General features: G+C 73.9%; 18 protein-coding genes and 1 CRISPR repeat array. Of the genes, 4 read left to right on the forward strand and 14 right to left on the reverse strand.

The window, feature by feature from the left end; all coding sequences use genetic code 11:
• Nucleotides 1–143: 143 nt before the first annotated feature.
• Nucleotides 144–1,037, forward strand: coding sequence for a helix-turn-helix transcriptional regulator (locus ABGA99_RS30110; RefSeq protein ID WP_347583860.1), 894 nt, complete (start codon nt 144–146; stop codon nt 1,035–1,037).
• On the forward strand, nt 1,034–1,243 hold the full coding sequence (locus tag ABGA99_RS30115) for a DUF397 domain-containing protein (RefSeq protein ID WP_347583861.1): 210 nt from the start codon (nt 1,034–1,036) through the stop codon (nt 1,241–1,243). Before ABGA99_RS30110 ends, ABGA99_RS30115 begins: the two co-directional genes overlap by 4 nt.
• 117 nt (nt 1,244–1,360) lie before the next feature.
• Nucleotides 1,361–3,707: direct repeats of the CRISPR family, unit length 29 nt; unit sequence GGGTCCATCCCCGCGTGCGCGGGGAGCAG.
• Between the two features lie 269 nt (nt 3,708–3,976).
• Here the strand turns inward: ABGA99_RS30115 and pheT are convergent.
• The 11 genes from pheT to ABGA99_RS30170 all read right to left on the reverse strand — a co-directional run bounded on the left by pheT (nt 3,977) and on the right by ABGA99_RS30170 (nt 15,380).
• Nucleotides 3,977–6,505 carry a phenylalanine--tRNA ligase subunit beta gene (gene pheT / locus ABGA99_RS30120; protein ID WP_347583862.1) on the reverse strand — a complete coding sequence of 843 codons (2,529 nt, stop codon included), beginning with the start codon at nt 6,503–6,505 and terminating at the stop codon, nt 3,977–3,979.
• The gene (pheS, locus tag ABGA99_RS30125; protein WP_347580832.1) at nt 6,505–7,650 is read right to left on the reverse strand and encodes a phenylalanine--tRNA ligase subunit alpha; all 1,146 of its coding nucleotides are present in this window, start codon (nt 7,648–7,650) and stop codon (nt 6,505–6,507) included. The genes pheT and pheS overlap by 1 nt, the downstream gene beginning before the upstream one ends.
• A gap of 155 nt (nt 7,651–7,805) precedes the next feature.
• Nucleotides 7,806–8,891: an ATP-binding protein gene (locus tag ABGA99_RS30130; protein ID WP_347580833.1), complete on the reverse strand. Its 1,086-nt coding sequence runs from the start codon at nt 8,889–8,891 to the stop codon at nt 7,806–7,808.
• 73 nt (nt 8,892–8,964) lie between these two features.
• Nucleotides 8,965–9,834, reverse strand: coding sequence for an RNA methyltransferase (locus ABGA99_RS30135; RefSeq protein ID WP_347580834.1), 870 nt, complete (start codon nt 9,832–9,834; stop codon nt 8,965–8,967).
• Nucleotides 9,835–9,954: 120 nt separating this feature from the next.
• Complete coding sequence (gene rplT, locus ABGA99_RS30140; protein WP_347580835.1) at nt 9,955–10,341, reverse strand: 50S ribosomal protein L20; 387 nt, start codon at nt 10,339–10,341, stop codon at nt 9,955–9,957.
• 99 nt (nt 10,342–10,440) lie between these two features.
• Nucleotides 10,441–10,635, reverse strand: coding sequence for a 50S ribosomal protein L35 (gene rpmI, locus ABGA99_RS30145; protein WP_018852864.1), 195 nt, complete (start codon nt 10,633–10,635; stop codon nt 10,441–10,443).
• 110 nt (nt 10,636–10,745) lie between these two features.
• Complete coding sequence (gene infC / locus ABGA99_RS30150) at nt 10,746–11,357, reverse strand: translation initiation factor IF-3 (RefSeq protein WP_347580880.1); 612 nt, start codon at nt 11,355–11,357, stop codon at nt 10,746–10,748.
• A gap of 320 nt (nt 11,358–11,677) precedes the next feature.
• The gene (locus ABGA99_RS30155; protein ID WP_347583863.1) at nt 11,678–12,043 is read right to left on the reverse strand and encodes a DUF1844 domain-containing protein; all 366 of its coding nucleotides are present in this window, start codon (nt 12,041–12,043) and stop codon (nt 11,678–11,680) included.
• A 79-nt stretch (nt 12,044–12,122) separates the two neighbouring features.
• Complete coding sequence (locus tag ABGA99_RS30160) at nt 12,123–12,875, reverse strand: SseB family protein (protein WP_347580837.1); 753 nt, start codon at nt 12,873–12,875, stop codon at nt 12,123–12,125.
• The gene (gene mycP / locus ABGA99_RS30165) at nt 12,853–14,184 is read right to left on the reverse strand and encodes a type VII secretion-associated serine protease mycosin (RefSeq protein ID WP_347583864.1); all 1,332 of its coding nucleotides are present in this window, start codon (nt 14,182–14,184) and stop codon (nt 12,853–12,855) included. The genes ABGA99_RS30160 and mycP overlap by 23 nt, the downstream gene beginning before the upstream one ends.
• Complete coding sequence (locus tag ABGA99_RS30170) at nt 14,181–15,380, reverse strand: hypothetical protein (RefSeq protein ID WP_347583865.1); 1,200 nt, start codon at nt 15,378–15,380, stop codon at nt 14,181–14,183. The genes mycP and ABGA99_RS30170 overlap by 4 nt, the downstream gene beginning before the upstream one ends.
• A 161-nt stretch (nt 15,381–15,541) precedes the next feature.
• Between ABGA99_RS30170 and ABGA99_RS30175 the strand changes: the two genes are divergently transcribed.
• Nucleotides 15,542–16,762, forward strand: a complete 1,221-nt coding sequence (locus ABGA99_RS30175; protein ID WP_347580840.1) for an alanine racemase — start codon at nt 15,542–15,544, stop codon at nt 16,760–16,762.
• 23 nt (nt 16,763–16,785) lie between these two features.
• On the opposite strand, the gene ABGA99_RS30180 is transcribed toward ABGA99_RS30175, so the two are convergent.
• The 3 genes from ABGA99_RS30180 to ABGA99_RS30190 are packed head-to-tail and all read right to left on the reverse strand — an operon-like array spanning nt 16,786 to nt 20,404.
• Complete coding sequence (locus ABGA99_RS30180; protein WP_347580881.1) at nt 16,786–17,571, reverse strand: 3-oxoacyl-ACP reductase; 786 nt, start codon at nt 17,569–17,571, stop codon at nt 16,786–16,788.
• Between the two features lie 14 nt (nt 17,572–17,585).
• Nucleotides 17,586–18,992 carry an aldehyde dehydrogenase family protein gene (locus tag ABGA99_RS30185; RefSeq protein WP_347580841.1) on the reverse strand — a complete coding sequence of 469 codons (1,407 nt, stop codon included), beginning with the start codon at nt 18,990–18,992 and terminating at the stop codon, nt 17,586–17,588.
• Nucleotides 18,993–19,000: 8 nt separating this feature from the next.
• Nucleotides 19,001–20,404: a glutamine synthetase family protein gene (locus tag ABGA99_RS30190; RefSeq protein WP_347580842.1), complete on the reverse strand. Its 1,404-nt coding sequence runs from the start codon at nt 20,402–20,404 to the stop codon at nt 19,001–19,003.
• 96 nt (nt 20,405–20,500) lie between these two features.
• Here ABGA99_RS30190 and ABGA99_RS30195 point away from each other — a divergent pair, with 96 nt between their 5' ends.
• Complete coding sequence (locus tag ABGA99_RS30195) at nt 20,501–21,241, forward strand: FCD domain-containing protein (RefSeq protein ID WP_347580843.1); 741 nt, start codon at nt 20,501–20,503, stop codon at nt 21,239–21,241.
• The last annotated feature ends 30 nt before the right edge of the window (nt 21,242–21,271 follow it).

Consider the following 21,271-nt stretch of genomic DNA (forward strand, 5'->3'; position numbering starts at 1 on the left):
TGGAGCCCAAGGAGACAGTTCGGGGGGCTGTCCATCTGCTGCCTGGCTGCCTGCCGTCGTCATATCGAATCTCCGCGGGGGTCTCTCGGGTGTCCCCGGCTCCCTGCCGGGTACTACTCTGCGTATCCCAACCATCACCGTGAATGAGCGACTTGACGCCCCGCCGGGCGTTGTCGCAGCGGCAGGCAACAGCGGGAGCCGGCATGGCAGAACAGGTACGCGAGGACACAGACCGGGAGAAGCAAGACGCACGCGAGGTGTTGGCTCACGCACTTGTCACGCTGAGGAAGAAAACGGGTAAATCTCTAGCTCAGCTCGCAGAAGATACTGGATACGAACGAAGCTACTTGAATCGTCTCGAAAATGGCGATCGAATTTCAAAGCGCCTAGTCATGGAAGATCTGGACAGTTACTACGGGACTGACGGATTGCTGGTGAAGCTCTGGAAGTCCGCGCGGAACAGCGTCATCGTGAACAGGTACAAGTTGTTCATCCGGTACGAGGAGGGGGCGGTGATCATGCACAAGTACATGACCACGTTCCCCGGACTCCTCCAGACCGAGGACTACGCGCGCGCCGTCCTGTCGTCATCTCCAAACCACGGGGAGCCGGACTGGTTGGAGGAACAGGTGACCTTGCGACTCAGCCGCCAGGAACTGCTGCGGCGGGAGCCGCCCCCGAGCCTCCGCGTGATCCTGGACGAGTCCACGCTCAGGCGGCAAACCGCAGACGCGAAGGTGTGGGCTGGACAGCTTGCCCACCTCCTGGAGTCCGCCGAGCAGCCTTCCACCGTGATCCAGGTCCTCCCCTTCACGGCAGGCGTCCACGACCTCATGGGCGGTTCGCTGTCGCTGCTGTGGCAGTCGGATGGGGTGGGCGTTGCCTACCTGGAAGGCAACAAGTCGGGGGACCTGGTGGAGGACGCGAAAGAGGTGGCCCAATACCGGCTGTCATACGATCAGTTGCGAGACGCGGCCCTTCCGCCGCCAGACTCGCTCGACTTCATCAGAACCATCATGGAGGACACGGCATCATGAGTACCGCCAACCTCGGCGCCGCGCGGTGGCGCAAAAGCAGCTACAGCAACGGGGGCGACGGGAACTGCGTTGAGGTCTCCGACAGCTTCCCCGGCATCACGCCGGTGCGGGACTCGAAGGACCCGGGCGGTCCGGCGCTCATCTTCTCGGCGGATGGCTGGGCTTCATTCGTCGCCGCCGTCAAGGGCGGGGAGTTCCCCGCCTGAGCCCCCTAAAAGCAGACTCCGAGCGACCGGCCCTCGCCACGCAGCGGGGGTCGTTGTGGTGTCAGCACAGAGCACCATTCCGGCTCCGGCCCGCTGCGGATCGTCACCGGTGCCGACGAGTTCATCCCCGCGTGCACGGGGAGCAGACGTTCCCCGCCGGGTCCATCGCCACCGCCAGGGGTCCATCCCCGCGTGCGCGGGGAACAGTTTTCGTAGACGCGTGCGGTGCGGTCGGAGTTGGGGCCATCCCCGCGTGCGCGGGAAGCAGAGGGTGGGGTGGGGGACCTCCTGGGGGGCGGGGGTCCATCCCCGCGTGCGCGGGGAGCAGCTCTTCGTCCAGGCGATCGAAGCGCTGGCGTGGGGTCCATCCCCGCGTGCGCGGGGAGCAGACGATGGCCCGCGCCGAACGCTGCCTCAAGCGGGTCCATCCCCGCGTGCGCGGGGAGCAGCCCTTGCCACCCTTGAGGGTCACACGAACCTTGGGTCCATCCCCGCGTGCGCGGGGAGCAGAGCGACGACCAACGCCAGCGGCTGCACGACCTGGGTCCATCCCCGCGTGCGCGGGGAGCAGTTGCTCTTGCCCTGCTGCGCCGGGCCCGTCAGGGGTCCATCCCCGCGTGCGCGGGGAGCAGCGTCGGCTGCCGTGCGGACGCGGCTTGGTGCGGGGTCCATCCCCGCGTGCGCGGGGAGCAGACCGGCCTCACGGAGGCCATGGTCGCCGCCCCGGGTCCATCCCCGCGTGCGCGGGGAGCAGCGGCTGATCGTGCGTTCGATGGTGCCCTTACCGGGTCCATCCCCGCGTGCGCGGGGAGCAGGGAAGGGAAGAACACCACGGAATCCGTGGCAAGGGTCCATCCCCGCGTGCGCGGGGAGCAGCCGGTTCGAGGGACGCACCGCGCCCCCTCCGTGGGTCCATCCCCGCGTGCGCGGGGAGCAGGGAGACGGTAGCCAAGGGCTCGAACCCGGCGCGGGTCCATCCCCGCGTGCGCGGGGAGCAGGGAATTAGCATCTTCCCGACTCGGAATGCGGAGGGTCCATCCCCGCGTGCGCGGGGAGCAGGACCGCGCCTACGCGGACACGAAGCTGGGGAAGGGTCCATCCCCGCGTGCGCGGGGAGCAGTACTTCGCCTTGCGGCCCGGGTCGTGCCGGTAGGGTCCATCCCCGCGTGCGCGGGGAGCAGATGGCCTGGATGGTCACCTCGGCGTGCTCGGCGGGTCCATCCCCGCGTGCGCGGGGAGCAGCGCCGCACTCGCCGCGGTGAGCGCTGCGCGCAGGGTCCATCCCCGCGTGCGCGGGGAGCAGGAGCACGAGGACCCGGACCCGGACCCGGACCCGGGTCCATCCCCGCGTGCGCGGGGAGCAGAGCTCGGCGAGCTTCTGCAACGCCGCCGGCACGGGTCCATCCCCGCGTGCGCGGGGAGCAGAGGCATGGTCAACTTCCGCTCGGGGTCAGGGAGGGGTCCATCCCCGCGTGCGCGGGGAGCAGGACAAGACGGCGCAGTGCGTCACCGCCACTTGGGTCCATCCCCGCGTGCGCGGGGAGCAGGACATCGTCCACCGCCCGCGCTACCCGTTCCCGGGTCCATCCCCAGCGTGCGCGGGGAGCAGCCGTCGTGACAGATCCGGCGGGGGTTTCGCGCGGGTCCATCCCCGCGTGCGCGGGGAGCAGTGGCGCTTCGGTGATGGCCGGCACGGCGGCGCGGGTCCATCCCCGCGTGCGCGGGGAGCAGCGGTCCGTGCACGTCGGGTGAACCTTCGAGCCGGGTCCATCCCCGCGTGCGCGGGGAGCAGCGGGGAGCACGTGACGATTATCGGGCCGACCGGGGTCCATCCCCGCGTGCGCGGGGAGCAGCTGCGGTTCGTGCGCAGGTACGAGAGCGCTTCGGGTCCATCCCCGCGTGCGCGGGGAGCAGCAGTCCACGGGCCGGTCGTGGAACACGCTGGCGGGTCCATCCCCGCGTGCGCGGGGAGCAGTGATGTGTTCGACGAAGGGCCGGGGCGCGGGGGGGGTCCATCCCCGCGTGCGCGGGGAGCAGTCCGCCTTGTGGCGTGCGTTGGCCGACCTCGGGGGTCCATCCCCGCGTGCGCGGGGAGCAGATCTGCCCCAGCATGGCGTCCCGCTGCGTGAGGGGTCCATCCCCGCGTGCGCGGGGAGCAGCAGCCGGAACGGCGTCCCCGTGCACGTCAGCAGGGTCCATCCCCGCGTGCGCGGGGAGCAGCGCCGGGCCGCTGACGGGATGATCGAGAAGACGGGTCCATCCCCGCGTGCGCGGGGAGCAGTCCGGCGGCGCCATCATGGAAAGGTTCTCCCGGGGTCCATCCCCGCGTGCGCGGGGAGCAGTCCTGGTAGAGCTGCTGATGCTGCTCCTTGATGGGTCCATCCCCGCGTGCGCGGGGAGCAGATGTCGCCTTGCACCCAGGTTCGCCACGACGTGGGTCCATCCCCGCGTGCGCGGGGAGCAGTCTCGCTGACCTGGGTGTTTATCGAGAGGGGAAGCCGTTCTGAGCAACAAATGAAGATTCGGACATTTCCACCATCTGCCGAGCGAGGGGTCCGTGTGCAGCCTGGTGTGCGAGGTTCAACTCTTCACGCCATGCTACGAGTTCAGCTTCAACCAGGCGGGCGGGACCACACGCCGAACTCATGCGGCCAGGGCGGTGGCCACCCAGCCGGGCGCCTGCACCGTACGACGGTACGGGGCCGGCGGCCGGCCCCGTACCGCTCTTCGGGGTCACGCCCCGCGCAGCACCGCGCCCGCCTCCTCGGCGGCCCTGGCCACCGCGGCGTCCCGGGCGGCCCCCGCCTCCTCGGCGGTCAGCGTGCGGTCGGCGGCGCGGAAGCGCAGCGCGTAGGCGAGCGACTTGCGGCCCTCGCCCACCTGCTCGCCGGTGAAGACGTCGAACAGCCGCACCGACTCCAGCAGCTCCCCCGCGCCCGCGCGCAGCGCCTCGGCGACCCTCGCCGCCGGCACGTCCGCGGCCACGACCAGCGCCACGTCCTGCGTCGCCACCGGGTACGTGGAGATGCGCGGCGCCGGCAGCGGACCGCCGCCGGCGATCTCCAGCAGGTCGAGCGAGACCTCCATCGCGCAGGTGCGCTCCGGCAACTGCAGCGCCTTGACCACCCGCGGGTGCAGCTCGCCGGCGTGGCCGACGACCCGCCGCTCGCCGTCCACGACCGCGTACAGCGCGGCGCACCGGCCGGGGTGCCACGGCGCGTGCCGGTCGGCCTCCGCCGCCAGCTCCACGCCCGCCTCCCGGGCCACGGTACGGGCCGCCTCCACCGCGTCCGCCCAGTCCGCCGGGCGGCCCGGGCCCCACCAGCCGGCCCGCTCACGCGCGCCGGCCAGGACCACGGCGGCGCGGCGCGGCTGCTTGGGCAGGGCGGCGTCGAGCCCGGCGATCTCCTCGTCGGTGGGTCGCCGGTCGACGGGCAGCCGCACCGGCGCGGTCTCGTAGCCGGAGGGCCGGAAGACCAGGCCGGTCTCGAAGAGCGCCAGGTCCGCGGCGCCGCGGCCGTGGTTGCGGCGCAGGGCGGCGAGCAGCCCCGGCAGCAGCGTGGTGCGCAGCGCCGGCTCCTCGTCGCTGAGCGGGTTGACGAGGGTGGCCGTACGGCGGCGGGCGTCGTCCGGCTCCAGGCCGAGGGCGTCGAGCGCCGCCTCGCCGAGGAACGGGTAGTTCAGCACCTCGACGTAGCCGGCGCCGGCCAGCGCCCGGCCGACCCTGCGGTGCAGCCGCTGCCGGCCGGTCAGACCGCGGCCGGCGGGCGGCCGGGGCAGCGTGGACGGCAGGTTCTCGTAGCCTTCGAGCCGGATGACCTCCTCGGCGAGGTCGTTCGGCGAGACCAGGTCGGGACGCCAGGTCGGCACGGTGACGGTCAGCTCGTCGGCGCCGTAGACGTCGCAGCCGACCTCCTGCAGCCGCCGCACGACGGTCTCGCGCCCGTACGTCACGCCCGCCACCCGGTCCGGGTGGTCGGCCCGCATCCGTACGGTACGCGGCCCGCGGGGCGCGGTGACCACGGTCACGCCCGCCTCGGCGGAGCCGCCGGCCAGCAGCACCAGCAGATCCACCGTGCGCTGCGCCGCGGCGGGGCCGGCCTCGGGGTCGACGCCGCGCTCGAAGCGGCGCGACGCCTCGGAGGTGAGGCGGTGGCGGCGTGAGGTGCGGGCGATGGAGACGGGGTCGAAGTGCGCGGCCTCGATGACGATGTCGGTGGTGCCCGCCACGGTGCCGAGCAGGTGGTCGCGTACCTCGGCCTCGGCGATCTCGGTGTCGGCGCCGCCCATCACCCCGGCCAGCCCGATGGGGCCGCGGTCGTCGGTGATCAGCAGGTCCTCCGGGTGGAGGGTGCGCTCGACGCCGTCGAGGGTGGTGAGCTTCTCGCCGGGGGCCGCGCGGCGGACGCCGAGGGGGCCGTCGAGCCGGTCGCGGTCGTAGGCGTGCAGCGGCTGGCCGGTCTCCAGCATCACGTAGTTGGTGACGTCCACGGCGAGCGAGATCGGGCGCATGCCGGCCTTCTGCAGCCGGCGCTGCAGCCAGATCGGCGAGCGGGCCTCGGGGTCGACGCCGGTGACGACGCGGGCGGTGAACCGGTCACAGCCGCGCAGGTCGTCGACCTTGACCTCGTAGCCGTAGTCGTTCGGCGACGGGACGTCGAGCAGCGCCGGGTCGCGCAGCGGCAGGCCGTAGGCGATGGCGGTCTCGCGGGCGACGCCGCGCAGGGACAGCGCGTAGCCGCGGTCGGGGTTGACCGCGATGTGAAGGACCTCGTCGTTCAGCTCCAGCAGCGCGATCGCGTCGGTGCCCGGCTCGTACTCCGGCGGCAGCACGAGGATGCCGTCGTGGTCGTCGCCGATGCCCAGCTCGCGCACCGAGCAGATCATGCCCTCGGAGACCTTGCCGTACGTCTTGCGGGCGCCGATCTTGAAGCCGCCGGGCAGCTCGCCGCCGGGCAGGATGACGACGACCTTGTCGCCGACGGCGAAGTTGCTCGCCCCGCAGATGATGTTCTGCGGGTCGCCCGTACCGTTGGCGTCGCCGACATCGACCTGGCAGTAGCGGATCGGCTTCTTGAACTCCGTCAGCTCCTCGATCGCCAGCACCCGGCCGACGACCAGCGGGCCCGTCAGGCCCGCACCGAGCCGCTCGACGGTCTCGACCTCCAGGCCTGCGCTGATCAGCCGGGCCTGGACGGCGCGGCCGGTCTCGCCGGCCGGCAGGTCGACGTACTCCCGCAGCCACGAAAGCGGGACTCGCATCAGATCTCCATCCCGAACGGCCTGGTGAAGCGCACGTCACCCTCGACCATGTCTCGCATGTCCTCGACGTTGTGGCGGAACATCAGCATCCGCTCGATCCCGAACCCGAACGCGAACCCGCTGTAGCGCTCCGGGTCGATACCGCAGGCGACCAGCACCTTCGGGTTGACCATGCCGCAGCCGCCCAGTTCGATCCAGCCCTCGGAGCCGCAGGTGCGGCAGGGCCGGTCCGGGTTGCCGACGGACTCGCCGCGGCAGACGAAGCAGACCATGTCCATCTCGGCGGACGGCTCGGTGAACGGGAAGTGGTCCGGGCGCAGCCGGGTCCGCATGCCTTCGCCGAAGAGCGCGGAGACCATGTGGTCGAGGGTGCCCTTGAGGTCGGCCATCGTCAGGCCCTCGTCCACCGCCAGCCCCTCGACCTGCATGAAGACGGGGGTGTGGGTGGCGTCCAGCTCGTCCGTGCGGTAGACGCGGCCGGGGCAGATCACGTAGACCGGCGGCTCGCGGTCGAGCATGGAGCGGATCTGCACGGGCGAGGTGTGGGTACGCAGCACGACGCCGGACTCGTCGTCGCCCTGCCGCTCCCCCGCGCCTTCGGGCTGCGGGCCGCGTACGAAGAAGGTGTCCTGCTCGCTGCGCGCGGGGTGGTCGGGTGCGATGTTGAGCGCGTCGAAGTTGAACCACTCCGCCTCGACCTCGGGGCCCTCGGCCACCTCCCAGCTCATCGCCGTGAAGATGTCCTCGATGCGCTCGGAGAGCGTGGTCAGCGGGTGCCGGGCGCCGGCGGGCGAGCGGTCGTACGGCAGCGTGACGTCCACCGCCTCCTCGACCAGCACCCGGGCGTCGCGCTCCGCCTCCAGCTCCTCCTGCCGCCGCTTGAGGGCCTGGCCCACCTCGCCGCGGGCCCGGCCCACGCGCTTGCCCGCGTCCGCCTTGGCGTGCGGCGGCAGGGCGCCGATCTCGCGGTTGGCCAGCGCCAGCGGCGAGCGGTCGCCGGCGTGGGCGATCTTCACCTCGTGGAGCTCTGCGAGGTCGCCGGCCGCGGCGATGGCGGCCAGCGCCTCGTCGCGCACCCGGTCGATCTCTTCCGGTTTCAGTGCCTCGACCTCGACAGGGTCGTACGACTTGTTCGGTGCCGACATCTCTTCCCGTACTTCCGATTGGCTGGCTGCGCCCCGACCCGGCGGCCGCGGCGGGGTCGGCGAGCGAGGTCGCCGAAGGGCCGGGGGTCGAGTCTACGGGCGCGTGGACGTGGGTGAAGCCCGTGGGTGTGGCCCGTGGGCGGGCCGGCCGCCGCTCAGGCGAGGTGGGCCGGGGCGCCGACGGGCAGGGTAAATCGGAAGCGGGCGCCGCCGCCGGGGGCGCGGCCGACCGTGATGATCCCGCCGTGGGCCTCCACGATGCCCTTGACGATGTACAGCCCCAGGCCGGTGCCGCCGCGCTTGCTGCCCCGCCAGAAGCGGGTGAAGACGCGGCTCATCGACTCCTCCGGGATGCCGGGGCCTTCGTCGCTCACGGTGACCTGGGTGCCTTCCCTGCCGTGGTTGAGGGTGGCGGGTGCCACCTCGATGGTGACAAGTCCCTCGCCGTGCCGCACGGCATTTTCCAGCAGGTTGCCCAGCACCTGGTCGACCTTGTCCGGGTCGGCCCACAGATCGGGCAGCTCCCGCGGCACCAGGGTACGAAAGCGCGCCGGGTCCTGGCCCGCGGTGGTCTGCGCCTCCACGTGCCTGTGCACCGCGGCGACCACGTCGACGCGCTGCTTGCGCACCTCCAGCCGGCCGGAGTCGATGCGGGAGATGTCCAGCAGCTCGGCGATGAGCCGGGTGACGCGGTTGGCGTCGGCGTGGACGGTCTCCAGCATCAGCCGCTTCTGGTCGTCGGTGAACCGCTCCCACTTCGCCAGCAGCGTGGCGGTGAAGCCCTTCACGGAGGTCAGCGGCGAGCGCAGCTCGTGCGCGACGGTGGCGATCAGCTCCGCGTGGCTGCGCTCGCTGCGCCGCCGGGCCTCCGTGCCGCGCAGGGTGACGACGAGCTTGCGCACCGGGCCCGCGCGCCCGTCGCGTACGTAGCGGGCGGCGACCAGCACCTCGCGGTTGCCGGGCAGCAGCAGGTTGCGCTCCGGGTGTCCGGTGCGGATGGCCAGGCCCCCGTACGGGTCCGTCAGCCGCCACCAGCGGCGGCCCTTCAGATCCTCCAGGGGCAGCGCCTCGGTCAGCGGGCGGCCGAGGACGGCGGCCGGCTCCAGGGCGGTGATCCGGGCGGCGGCGGCGTTGAAGCGCACCACGATGCCGCGCTCGTCGGCCACGACGAGGCCGTCCGGCAGATCGTCGGGCGCACAGCCGAGGTCCTTGGCCTCGGGCCCGTCATCTGCACTCTCCACCCCATGAACCCCCTCCCGCAGACCGGGCGTTGGCCTGCCCGTACGGTCGACTCGCGGACTTAGAGCGGTCACCTTACCGGGCGGAGCTGACGGGACGGCACCCGCCGATCGGGCGGTGCGCCCGGGCCGAGGCGTAGAGGCACACGGCGGCGGCGGTGGCGAGGTTCAGGCTCTCGGCGCGGCCGTGGATCGGCACGCGCACGACGGCGTCGGCGAGCGCCCTGGTCCCGGCGGGCAGCCCCCACGCCTCGTTGCCGAAGATCCAGCCGGTGGGGGCGGCGAGGCCGCCGTCGTCCAGTTCGTCGTCGAGGTCCCGCTCCCCCGCCCCGTCTGCTGCCAGGAGCCGCACGCCGGCGGCGCGCAGTTCGGCGGCGGCGTGCTCGGCCGGCACGCCGGTGACGACGGGCAGGTGGAAGACGCTGCCGGCGGAGGCCCGTACGGCCTTGGGGTTGTACGGGTCCACGGAGGCGTCTGTCAGCACCACGGCGTCGGCCCCCGCGGCGTCCGCGCAGCGCAGCACGGTGCCGGCGTTGCCGGGGTCGCGGACGTGGGCCAGGACGGCCACCAGCCGGGGGCGGGCGGCGACGACGTCGGCGAGGGGCACGTCGAGGAACCGGCAGACGCCGACGAGCCCCTGTGGCGTCACGGTCTGCGAGAGCCCGGCGACGACCTCCTCGGCGGCGGCGTGCACACGCACCCCGGCGCTCCGGGCCGCCTCGACGATCTCCGTGTGCCGTTCGGCGGCGTCGGGGGTGACGAACAGCTCGACCAGCACCGGCCCGGCGCCGCCGGCCGCACCGGCACCGTACGCCACCGCCTCCCGGACGGCCTGCGGCCCCTCGGCGAGAAATCTGCGCTCCTTGGCCCGCCCGGCACGCCGGAGCAGCTTGCGGGCGGCGGTGACGCGGGCGGAGCGCGGCGAGATCGGCTCGGGGGTGCCCATGGGCGGCGGGGAGACCTTTCGTACAGCAGGTTCTTGACGGCGGTAAGGACCGCGCTGAAGACAGAACCCGCAGGCCGGCGGGCCTGCGGGTCCTTGATACGTACCGTGCGAGTGCGGCGCTCAGGCGGCGGTCTTCGGCGCGTTGACGTCGCTGGGCAGCGCCTTCTGCGCCACCTCGACGAGCGTGGCGAAGGCGCCGGCGTCGTTCACGGCCAGCTCGGCCAGCATCTTGCGGTCCACCTCGACGCCCGCGGCCTTCAGGCCCTGGATGAAGCGGTTGTAGGTGATGCCGTTGGCGCGGGCAGCGGCGTTGATCCGCTGGATCCAGAGCTGACGGAAGTCGCCCTTGCGCTTCTTGCGGTCGTTGTAGTTGTAGACGAGGGAGTGGGTGACCTGCTCCTTCGCCTTACGGTAGAGGCGGGAGCGCTGGCCGCGGTAACCGCTGGCCTGCTCGAGGATCGCCCGGCGCTTCTTCTGGGCGTTGACTGCCCGCTTGACGCGTGCCACTTGTTCACTCCTTGGGGCTGGGTCGCGTCGGCTGCGCGACCCGGAACGGCTGGGTCCCGGTCTCTTGAGTCCTGCGCCCTGCCGGTGCAGGGCGGTGACTCACCTGCCGAGAAGCTTCTTGACCTTCTTGGCGTCGGCCTTGGACAGCTCGACCGTGCCGGCGAGGCGCCGGGTCAGAGTCGACGGCTTGTGCTCCAGGTAGTGGCGCCGGTTGGCACGCTGACGCAGCACCTTGCCGGAGCCGGTCACGCGGAAGCGCTTCTTGGAACCACTGTGGGTCTTGTTCTTCGGCATCTCGCCGTTCACTCCTCGTCTTCGGCGCCTGCCGCCACCCCGTAAAAGGGCATGCGAAAGCGTCAGACTGACTTCGTCCTACGTCTCCGGACCCGGGGCCGGGTCCGCGATCAGGCCTCGGCGCGCTCCGCCGGAGCGGCGGTGTCGTCGCCCCTGCGCTCCGCCTTGCGGGCGGCCTGGGCCTCCCGGGCTTCGGCCATCGCCTCGGTCTTCTTCTTGTGCGGACCGAGGACCATGATCATGTTGCGGCCGTCCTGCTTGGGGGTGGACTCCACGAAGCCCAGCTCCTGCACGTCCTCCGCGAGGCGCTGCAGCAGCCGCCGGCCCAGCTCGGGACGGGACTGCTCACGGCCACGGAACATGATCGTGATCTTGACCTTGTCACCCTGCTTGAGAAACCGCTCGACGTGACCCTTCTTGGTGTCGTAGTCGTGCGGGTCGATCTTCGGCCGGAGCTTCATCTCCTTGATGACCGTGTGCGCCTGGTTCTTGCGCGCCTCACGGGCCTTCATGGCCGACTCGTACTTGAACTTCCCGTAGTCCATCAGCTTGCACACCGGAGGACGGGCGGTGGCCGCCACCTCGACCAGGTCGAGGTCGTACTCCTGGGCAAGCTCCAGGGCCTTGGCGAGCGGGACGATGCCCACCTGCTCGCCGCTGGGGCCGACAAGTCGCACCTCGGGGACGCGAATCCGGTCGTTGATGCGGGGCTCGGCGCTGATGTGGCCTCCTCATTTCCACCACGCGACTGCCTGGCGGGCAACCGCGTTACGTTCTGTCTGCCGACCATCCGCCGCGGGCACGAAAAAAGCCCCGGACGGGACGCAAATGCGTGGCTCCTGCCGGGGAGCACCGCCGCAGAGCGAGCCGCGGGGCGCTGGGGACCGGTGACCCGCCGGCCTGGGGCCGGGGGTGGGAGATCGGAGCCTCCACTTGCGGGCCGGTCGCTCCTCTTTCCTGCATGGTGCGTCCGGCCGGTCGCTGTCCAGCATACCAGTGCGCGCAGAGACCCGGCACATCCGTGCCGCGCCCGCGGCGGCGGTCAGCCGAAGACCGGACCCGTGTACGCCTCACCCGGTCCTTTGCCCGGCTCGTCCGGGTGCTCGGACGCCTCGCGGAAGGCGAGCTGCAGCGACTTCAGCCCGTCGCGCAGCGGGGCCGCGTGGTACGAGCCGACCTCCGCGGCGCCCGCGGTGACCAGCCCGGCGAGCGCGGTGATCAGCTTGCGGGCCTCGTCCAGGTCCTTGTGCGCGGCCCCGTCCTCGGCGAGCCCGAGCTTGACCGCGGCGGCGCTCATCAGGTGCACCGCCACCGTCGTGATCACCTCCACGGCGGGGACCTCGGCGATGTCGCGGGTCATCGCGTCGAAGTCGGGTCCTGCGTCGGCGCCGGGGCCGGTGTCGCTCATGGGGGCTCACTTCCTCGTACGGGACCGGAGGCCACCCTAACCAGCGCCGGTCCCGCGGTCCGGGGCCGGGTACGGAGGGCTACCCGGCCCGGCGCAGCGGCAGCGGGGCGCCCGGGAGCGGGGTGTCCGGCGGCAGCAGGGCCAGGTCCAGGCCGCGGACCAGCCGGGCCCGCAGGGTGGTGTCGGCGGCCAGCGCCCCGGCGACGGCGCGGGCGACGTCGGCGGGGGCGGTGCCGGGGGCGGGCACGAGGGCCAGGGTGCCGTCCGCCCCGCCGGCGCGGGCCAGGGACGCGGCACGTACCCCGGCGACACCGGAGACCACGGCGGTCACGGCCGCGACGACGCCCGGGTCGGCCAGCGGGTCGGTGCTGCCGCGGCCCTCGGCGGCGGCGAGGAGCGCCGGTCCGGTCAGCTCGTACGGCACGGGTCCGGCGACGTCCAGGACGACGGTGTCGGCGCGCTCGGCGACGGCGGCCCGTACGGCCTGGGGCACCGGTACGGCCACAGGGCGGGCGGCGGGGTCCCAGCGGGCGAGGGCGGCGGTGGAGGTGAAGGCGGGCAGGGCACGCCGGCCGCCGGGCACTTCGAGGGTGGGCACGGCCATGTCGCTGGTCTTGTCGCGCCGCAGGCCGTCGGGCCCCTCCTCCGCTTCGCCGAGGAGGGCGACGACGGGGACCAGCACCCGCGTGCCGGCGAGGGCGGCGAGCACCCGGTCCCCGGCCGCGGGGTCGTCGGGGGCGTCGGCGTACGCGGTGAGGGCGGCGGTGAGGCGGGGGTCCGCGGAGCCGTCGTCGGTGGCGAAGCCGGGGTCAGGGATGTTCTTCAGCGACACCCGACGAGCCTAGCGGTGGCCCGTCGCCGCCCTGCGGGCGCGGTCCTGCGGCGCCGGGCGGGGGCGCCGACCGCGGCGGCCCGGCCGGCGGCGGCGCGAAGGGCGGGGGCTCGGGGCCGCGCCAGATGCCGGCCGCGCGCGCTCGCGGGCCGCGCCACAGGAACCACGCGCCCGCGATCAGCCCCACGCCTATGACGCCCGCGGCGAGCGCCAGGCCGTTGGGCCCCTCGTCCTCTTCGGCGACCAGCGCGGGCGCCGAGCCGAAGCGCTTCTCGTCGTAGGCGGCCGACTTCGGCTCCTGCGGTGCCGCCGTCAGCTCCCGCGCCGCCGCGACCGCGGCCGCCGCGTCCACCCGGCCGGCGCCCAGCTCGTCGCTGCGGCCGCCCTCGGGCGGGTCCTGCGCGGTGTCCCGCAGCAGGTCGCGGATCTGCCAGGGGGTCAGGTCGGGGTTGGCGGCGCGGACCAGGGCGGTGACGCCGGAGACGAACGCGGCGGCGGCGCTGGTGCCCCAGCCCTCGTAGTAGGTGCGGTCGGGGTCGGCGATGGCGACGTCGACACCGGGGGCGGCGACGGTGGCGTACCAGTGCCTGGTGGAGAAGTCCGCCCGCGCTCCCGTCCGGTCGACGGCGGTGACGGCGATGACGCCGGGGTAGGCCGCGGGGTACGAGATGCGGTCGCCCTTCTCGCCGCTGTTGCCGGCGGACGACACCACGGTCACGCCCTTGCGCAGCGCGTACTGCACGGCGGCGTCCTCGCCGGGCTCGGGGTGGGCGGACTTGCTGTCGTCGCCGAGGGAGAGGTTGATGACGTCGGCGCCGTTGTCGACGGCCCAGCGGATGCCGTCGGCGAGCGCGCTGCCGCGGGTCTCGCGGGCCTTGCCGCGCTGGGCGTCGCCGTCCTCCAGGATGACCCGCACCGGCAGGATCTTGGCGTCCGGCGCGACGCCCGTGACGCCCTCGGCGGCGCCGTGGCCGTGCGCGGCGATGATGCCGGCCATGGCGGTGCCGTGCCGGGCCCAGGAGTCGTCGCCGCGACGGGCGCCGAAGCCGACGAGGTCCTTGCCGTCCAGCACCTGTCCGGTGAGGTCGGGGTGGGAGGCGTCGACGCCGGTGTCGAGTACGGCGACGGTGACGCCCTCGCCGCGGGTGGTGTTCCACGCCTCGGGGGCGCGGACGTCGTCCAGGCCCCACTGCAGGTCCTGGAGGCCGTCCGCGTGCGCGGGGGCGGCGGTGGCGCCGAGCAGCGCGGTGGCGGCCAGCGCGGCGAGGAGCGCGACGGCGCGGCGGCGCGGCGGGAACGGGCGGGTCACCGCGGGGACTCCGTCGCCCTGGCGGAGGTCTTGCGCAGGCCGCGCTCGACGCGGTCGGCGATGCCCTCGGCGTCGTGGCCGAGGCCGGCCTGCGCGGGCGCGGTGGTGGCGTCGGGGTGGACGGCCTCGTTGGCGGGCTGTGGTTCGGTGACGGCGCGGCCGTCGGCGAAGCCGGTGACGGCGTAGAGGACGACGGGGGCGTCGGAGAGCACCCGTACGGTCCAGGTCGCGCGCTGTTCGGTGCCGAAGCCGGCGGCGGGGCCGGTCTCCGTGCCGTACGCGCGCGGCAGCATGTCCGCCCGCGCGGCCAGTCCCCTGTCGTCGAAGCGGTCCTCGAAGCGGCCCATCTTCGCGGCACCGGCCGTGGTGAAGACCAGTCCGACGGTCGTGACGCTGCTGCGGGTGGCGTCGGCGTACGTGGCGCGCAGCAGCTTCTCGCAGCCGACCCGGCGCAACTCCCGCGCCAGCGCCCCGTCGAGGCCCTGCTTGCAGTCCGCGGGCGGGGCGACGGCCACGCGCACCCAGACGCGGTCGGCGCCGCCGGGGCCCGCGCCGTCGCCTTCGAGGCGGGGCGGGAAGAGGGTGTCGACCGGGGTGGCGTGCCACAGGTCGCGGGCCACCTCGTACGCCCCGGGGCTGGCCTGCGCGCTCGGCCCGTCGCTGAGCAGGCTGCCGGTGGCGGCGCCCACGACGAGGCCGGCGCCGGTGACGAGCGCGACGGCGGCGGCCACGGTGCGCGCGACGGAGCGCCGTTCGGCGGGCGGCTCCGGCTCGGGGCGGGGGATGTCGGAGGGGAGCACGGATGCCATGTGCAGCGGGGCGCCTACGAGCTTGGGAGGGGCGGCGGGCACGGGCGGGGCGTACGGCCGCGGCGGGTGCTGCGGCGGCCGGGTCCCGGCCGAGGAGGCGTCCTCGGACGGCGAGGGGTGCGCGGTGGCGGCGGACTCGGCGGCGGGCGGCGGGGGTTCGGCCGCCGGCGCGGGCCGCGGTGGCCGTACGGGATCGGCGGCCGGCGCGGTCCCGGCTGCGCGTACCGCGGTGCCGGAGCCGCTCTTGTCCTGCGCAGGTCGCGAGGGCTCCGTGCCCGCCTGCGGCGGCACTGCCCGTACGGGCTCCGCGCTCTCCCGCGGCTTCGCCGCGGGCGGGCTTTCCGGCGACGGCGGGGCCGCGGGAGTCTGCTCTGCGTCAGTGCTCAACAGCCCCCTCACTCCCCTCCTGTGAGTAGCCCCCGGATGACCTGCCGACAGGCGCTCGCGACACTCTACTGGGCTCCCGCGACGGACGGTGCGCCGCCCGAATGCCTCATCCTGTCCGTACCCACTACCGTCTCCCGGCCACGCGGTGGCAGGCTTCCCTCATGCCGGACCACACCGCCGCCCGCCCGGACCACGCGGCCCTGCGCGCCCGCTACGACCGGGCCACCGCCCACCTCGACGCCCCCTTCGCCGCCGTCGACACCGAGGCGTTCGACGCCAACGCGGCCGATCTGGTGCGCAGGGCCGGGGGCAAGCCGGTCCGGGTGGCGAGCAAGTCGGTGCGCTGCCGGGCGCTGCTGGAGCGGGTGCTCGCCGAGCCGGGCTTCGCCGGAGTCATGTCGTTCACGCTCGCCGAGTCGCTGTGGCTGGCGCGCTCCGGCTTCTCCGACGTGCTGCTGGCGTACCCGTCCGCGGACCGCGCCGGCTTCGCCGAGCTGACCGGCGACCCGAAGTTGGCCGCCGCGGTGACGGTGATGGTGGACGACCCGGCGCAGTTGGACCTCGTCGACGCGGCGCGGGGGCGCGGGCGCGAGGAGGTGCGCGTCTGTCTGGAACTGGACACCTCGCTGCGGCTGCTCGGCGGCCGGCTGCGCGTCGGCGCCCGCCGCTCGCCGCTGTCCGGTGCGGCGGCGCTGGCGGCGGTGGCCCGCGAGGTGGTGCGGCGGCCGGGCTTCCGGCTGGTGGGGCTGATGGCGTACGAGGGGCACGTGGCCGGCGTCGGGGACGACGTTCCCGGGTGGCCGCTCACGTCCCGCGGGATACGGCTGATGCAGGCGGTGGCCCGACGGCAGCTCGCCGAGCGCCGGGCGGAGGCGGTGGCGGCGGTGCGGCGGCTGGCGGACCTGGAGTTCGTCAACGGCGGCGGTACGGGCAGCGTGCAGCACACCGCCGCCGAGGACGCGGTCACCGAGATCGCCGCCGGCTCGGGGCTGTACCAGCCGCGGCTCTTCGACCACTACACCGCGTTCGCCGGCCGCCCCGCCGCCGTCTTCGCGCTGCCCGTCGTCCGCCGCCCCGGCGTCGGCGTCGTCACCGTCCTCGGCGGCGGCTACCCCGCCTCGGGCCCGGCCGGCTCCGACCGGCCGCCCACGCCGTACCTGCCGGAGGGCCTGCGCTACGACAAGCAGGAGGGCGCCGGCGAGGTGCAGACGCCGCTGCTCGGCCCGCCCGCCGACGACCTGCTGATCGGCGACCGGGTGTGGTTCCGGCACGCCAAGGCGGGCGAGCTGTGCGAGCGGTTCGACGCGCTGCACCTGATCGAGGGCGAGCGCGTCACGGAGACCGTCCCGACGTACCGCGGCGAGGGCCGTACGTTCCTCTAGGCCCCTCCAGGTCCGGCCCGCGCCTACAGCGGCGTGACGTACGCGCCCGCGATGCCGCCGTCGACCAGGAACTCCGCGGCGTTGACGAACGACGCGTCGTCGCTCGCCAGGAACGCCACCGCGGCGGCGATCTCCTCCGCCTCCGCGAAGCGGCCCGCGGGGATGTGCACCAGCCGCCGGGCCGCGCGCTCGGGGTCCTTGGCGAACAGCTCCTGGAGCAGCGGGGTGTTGACCGGCCCCGGGCACAGCGCGTTGACGCGGATGCCCTCGCGGGCGAACTGCACGCCCAGCTCGCGGGACATGGCCAGCACGCCGCCCTTGGAGGCGGTGTAGCTGATCTGGGAGGTGGCGGCGCCCATGACGGCCACGAACGAGGCGGTGTTGACGATCGAGCCGCGGCGCTGGCGCTGCATGTACGGGATGGCGGCCTTGCAGCACAGGTAGACGGAGGTGAGGTTGACCTCCTGCACGCGGCGCCAGGCGTCGATGCCGGTGAGCAGGATGGAGTCGTCCTCGGGCGGCGAGATGCCGGCGTTGTTGAACGCGACGTCGACCGAGCCGTACGTGTCGTACGCGGCCCGGAACAGCGCCTCGACATCCTCCTGGACCGTGACGTCGGTGCGGACGAACAGGCCGCCGGTGGCCTCGGCCGCCGCCTTGCCCGCGGTCTCGTCGACGTCGGCGCAGACGACGTGCGCGCCCTCCGCCGCGAGCCGGCGGGCGGTGGCCAGGCCGATGCCGCTGGCGGCTCCGGTGACGACGGCGGTGCGGCCGGGCAGCCGGCGGCAGACTGCGGTCTCGTCGGTCAAGTCGGTCAACGTGCTCACTCCTCGGTACTGATGAAGACGTTCTTGGTCTCGGTGAACGACGCGAGCGCGTCCGGGCCCAGCTCGCGGCCGAGGCCGGACTGCTTGAAGCCGCCGAAGGGCGTCCAGTAGCGCACGCTGCTGTGCGAGTTGACCGAGAGGTTCCCGGCGGCCACGGCGCGCGAGACGCGGACGGCGCGGGCGGTGTCGCGGGTCCACAGCGAGCCGGCCAGGCCGTACGGGCCGGCGTTGGCGAGGCGTAGGGCCTCGGCCTCGTCGTCGAAGGGGTGGACGACGGCGACGGGGCCGAAGACCTCCTCGCGGCTGACCGGGTCGTCGGGCGGCGCGTCGGTCAGGACCGTGGCCGGGTACCAGTACCCGGGTCCCGCGGGGACGGTGCCGCGGATGGCGGCGGGGCGGGACTCGGGGACGTGGCCGCGGACCCGTTCGCGGTGCGCGGCGGAGATCAGCGGACCCATCTGCGTGCCGGGGTCGGCCGGGTCGCCGGCGGTGAAGGCGTGGACGGCGGGCTCCAGCAGGGCGAGGAAGCGGTCGTACACGCTGCGCTGGACGAGGATGCGGCTGCGCGCGCAGCAGTCCTGGCCGGTGTTGTCGAGGAACGAGGCGGGGGCGGCGGCCGCCGCGCGCTCCAGGTCGGCGTCGGCGAAGACGATGTTCGGGCTCTTGCCGCCGAGTTCGAGGGTGACGCGCTTGACCTGCTCCGCGCAGCGCGCGGCGATGCGCTTGCCGACGGCGGTGGAGCCGGTGAACACGATCTTCGCCACGTCCGGGTGGTCGACGAGCGCGGCGCCCGCGACCGGTCCGGCGCCCGGCACGACCTGGAACAGCCCCTCCGGCAGGCCCGCTTCGAGAGCCAGCTCGGCGAGCCGCAGCGCGGTCAGCGGGGTGGTCTCGGCGGGCTTGAGCACGACGGCGTTGCCGGCGGCGAGCGCGGGTGCGGTGCCCCAGGCGGCGATGGGCAGGGGGAAGTTCCACGGGGCGATGACCCCGACCACGCCGAGCGGCTCGGCGAAGGTGACGTTCAGCCCGCCGGCCACCGGGATCTGGCTGCCGGTGAGGCGCTCCACTCCCCCGGCGGCGTAGTCGAGGAGGTCGCGTACGTTGCCCGCCTCCCAGCGGGCGGCGGCCACCGGGTGCCCGGCCTCGGTGACCTCCAGCCGGGCCAGCTCCTCGCTCCGGGCATCGACCTCGGCGGCGAAGCGGCGCAGCAGCCGGGCGCGGTCGCCGGGGGCGAGGGCGGCCCAGCCCTGCTGGGCCTCGGCGGCGCGGCCGACCGCGGCGGCGACCTCGGCGGGGCCCGCGGCCGGGACGGTGGCGACGGCCTCCTCGGTGGCGGGGTTGACGACGATGTGCTCGTGCGGCGTGTCGGGCGGTGCCGGGGTTGCGGGTGCCGGTGCTGCCAAGTTCGACCTCACATGCGCTCGAAGGACCGGAAGCGTTCCCAGTCGGTGACGGCGGTGTCGTACGCCTCCTGCTCGACCCGCGCCATGTTGCGGTAGTGGCGTACGACGTCCTCGCCGAACGCCTCCCGGGCCAGCGTGCTGTCGCTCCACAGCTCGGCGGCGTCCCGGAGGGTGGCGGGGACGTGCGCGGCGTCGCCGGTGTAGGCGTTGCCGGTGCAGGCTTCGGGGAGTTCGAGCTTCCGCTCGACGCCGTGCAGCCCGGCGGCGATCATCCCGGCGACGGCGAGGTAGGGGTTGACGTCGCCGCCCGGCAGCCGGTTCTCCAGCCGCAGGGAGCCGCCGTGACCGACGACGCGGATGGCGCAGGTGCGGTTGTCGGGGCCCCAGGCGACGGCGGTGGGGGCGAAGGAGCCGGGGCGGAAGCGCTTGTAGGAGTTGATGTTCGGGGCGTAGAGGAGGGTCAGCTCGGGCAGGCAGGCGAGCTGTCCGGCGACGAAGTGCCGCATGGTCTCGGACATCCCGTACGGGGCGTCGCCGCCGTCTTCCGGGGCATCGGACCCGCCGGGGGCGGCGAAGACGGGGGCACCGTCGGCGTCGCGTACGGACAGATGGATGTGGCAGGAATTGCCCTCGCGCTCGTCGTACTTGGCCATGAAGGTCAGCGCCGTGCCCTCCTGGGCGGCGATCTCCTTGGCGCCGGTCTTGTAGATGCTGTGCTGGTCGCAGGTGGTCAGCGCGTCGTCGTAGCGGAAGGCGATCTCGTGCTGGCCGAGGTTGCACTCGCCCTTGGCGGACTCCACCGTCATACCGGCGGCGGCCATCTCGTTGCGGATGCGGCGCAGCAGGGGCTCGACGCGGCCGGTGCCGAGGACGGAGTAGTCGACGTTGTACTGGTTCGCGGGGGTCAGGTCCCGGTACGCGCTGTTCCACGCCTGCTCGTAGGTGTCCTTGAAGACCATGAACTCCAGCTCCGTGCCCGCGTACGCGGTCCAGCCGCGCTCGGCGAGCCGGTCGAGCTGGCGCCGCAGCACCTGCCGCGGCGAGGCGGTGACGGGCGCGCCGTCGTGCCAGGCGAGGTCGGCGGTGACCATGGCGGTGCCGGGGTGCCAGGGGACACGGCGCAGGGTGGCGAGGTCGGGGTGCATGGCGAAGTCGCCGTAGCCGCGCTCCCAGGACGACATCTCGTAGCCCTCGACGGTGTTCATGTCGGCGTCCACGGCCAGCAGGTAGTTGCAGCCCTCGGTGCCGTGCGCCAGCACCTCGTCGAGGAAGAAGGGGGCGGCGAAGCGCTTGCCCTGCAGCCTGCCCTGCATGTCCGTGAAGGCCAGGACTACGGTGTCGAGCTCACCGGCGTCGACGAGCCGGCGCAGCTCGGGCACGGGCAGCGCGGGGGTGCGATCGGAGTCGGTCACGGATCGGTCTCCTCTTCTGCGGACGTCTTAAGGTATGCGTGGATACCTTTGGTTGGGAAGTAGGCAGAGGCAGCGGGTCGGGAGAGCGGGGTCGGGATGAGAGCGTTCACCAACGCGGCGGCCGGCGACGGGCTGCGGACCGTACTGCGCCCGGTGCGGGCGGGCAACGGCTTCGAGGAGGCGCTGGAGCAGATACTCCAGGTGCTGCGCCTGGGCCTGGTGCCGCCGGGCGAGCGGCTGCCCGCGGAGCGGGAGTTGGCCGAGCGGCTGCGGATCAGCCGGGTGACGCTGCGGGACGTGCTGAAGGTGCTGGCGGACGAGGGCCTGGTGGAGAGCCGCCGGGGGCGCTACGGGGGCACGTTCGTACGGGAGCGCACCCCCGCGCGCCGGGACGCGCAGGAGGAGTTGCGCCGGCGCACGGAGCGTACGGACCTGGAGGACGTGCTCCGCTTCCGCGAGGTGCTGGAGACGGGCGCCGCCGAGTTGTGCGCCGGCACCGAGATGACGGCCGGGCAGCGGACGCGGCTGCGCGCCGCCCTGGAGGCCACCCAGGACGCACCGCTGGGCGACTACCGGCGGCTGGACACCCTGCTGCACCTGACCCTGGCCGAACTCGCGGGCTCACCGCGGCTCGCGGCGCAGTACGCCGCCGTCCGGGCCACCGTCAACGACCTGCTGGACTGCATCCCGCTGCTGGTGCGGAACCTGGAGCACAGCCAGGCGCAGCACGCCGCGCTCGTCGGGGCGGTGCTCGACGGCGATCCGGACGCCGCCCGCGAGATGATGCGCGAGCACTGCGCCGGCACGGCGGCGCTGCTGCGCGGCTTCCTGGGCTGAGCGCCCGCCGCGGGCGGGGCGGCGTAACAG

The organism is Streptomyces sp. B5E4 (assembly GCF_039871555.1).
Lineage (GTDB): Bacteria > Actinomycetota > Actinomycetes > Streptomycetales > Streptomycetaceae > Streptomyces.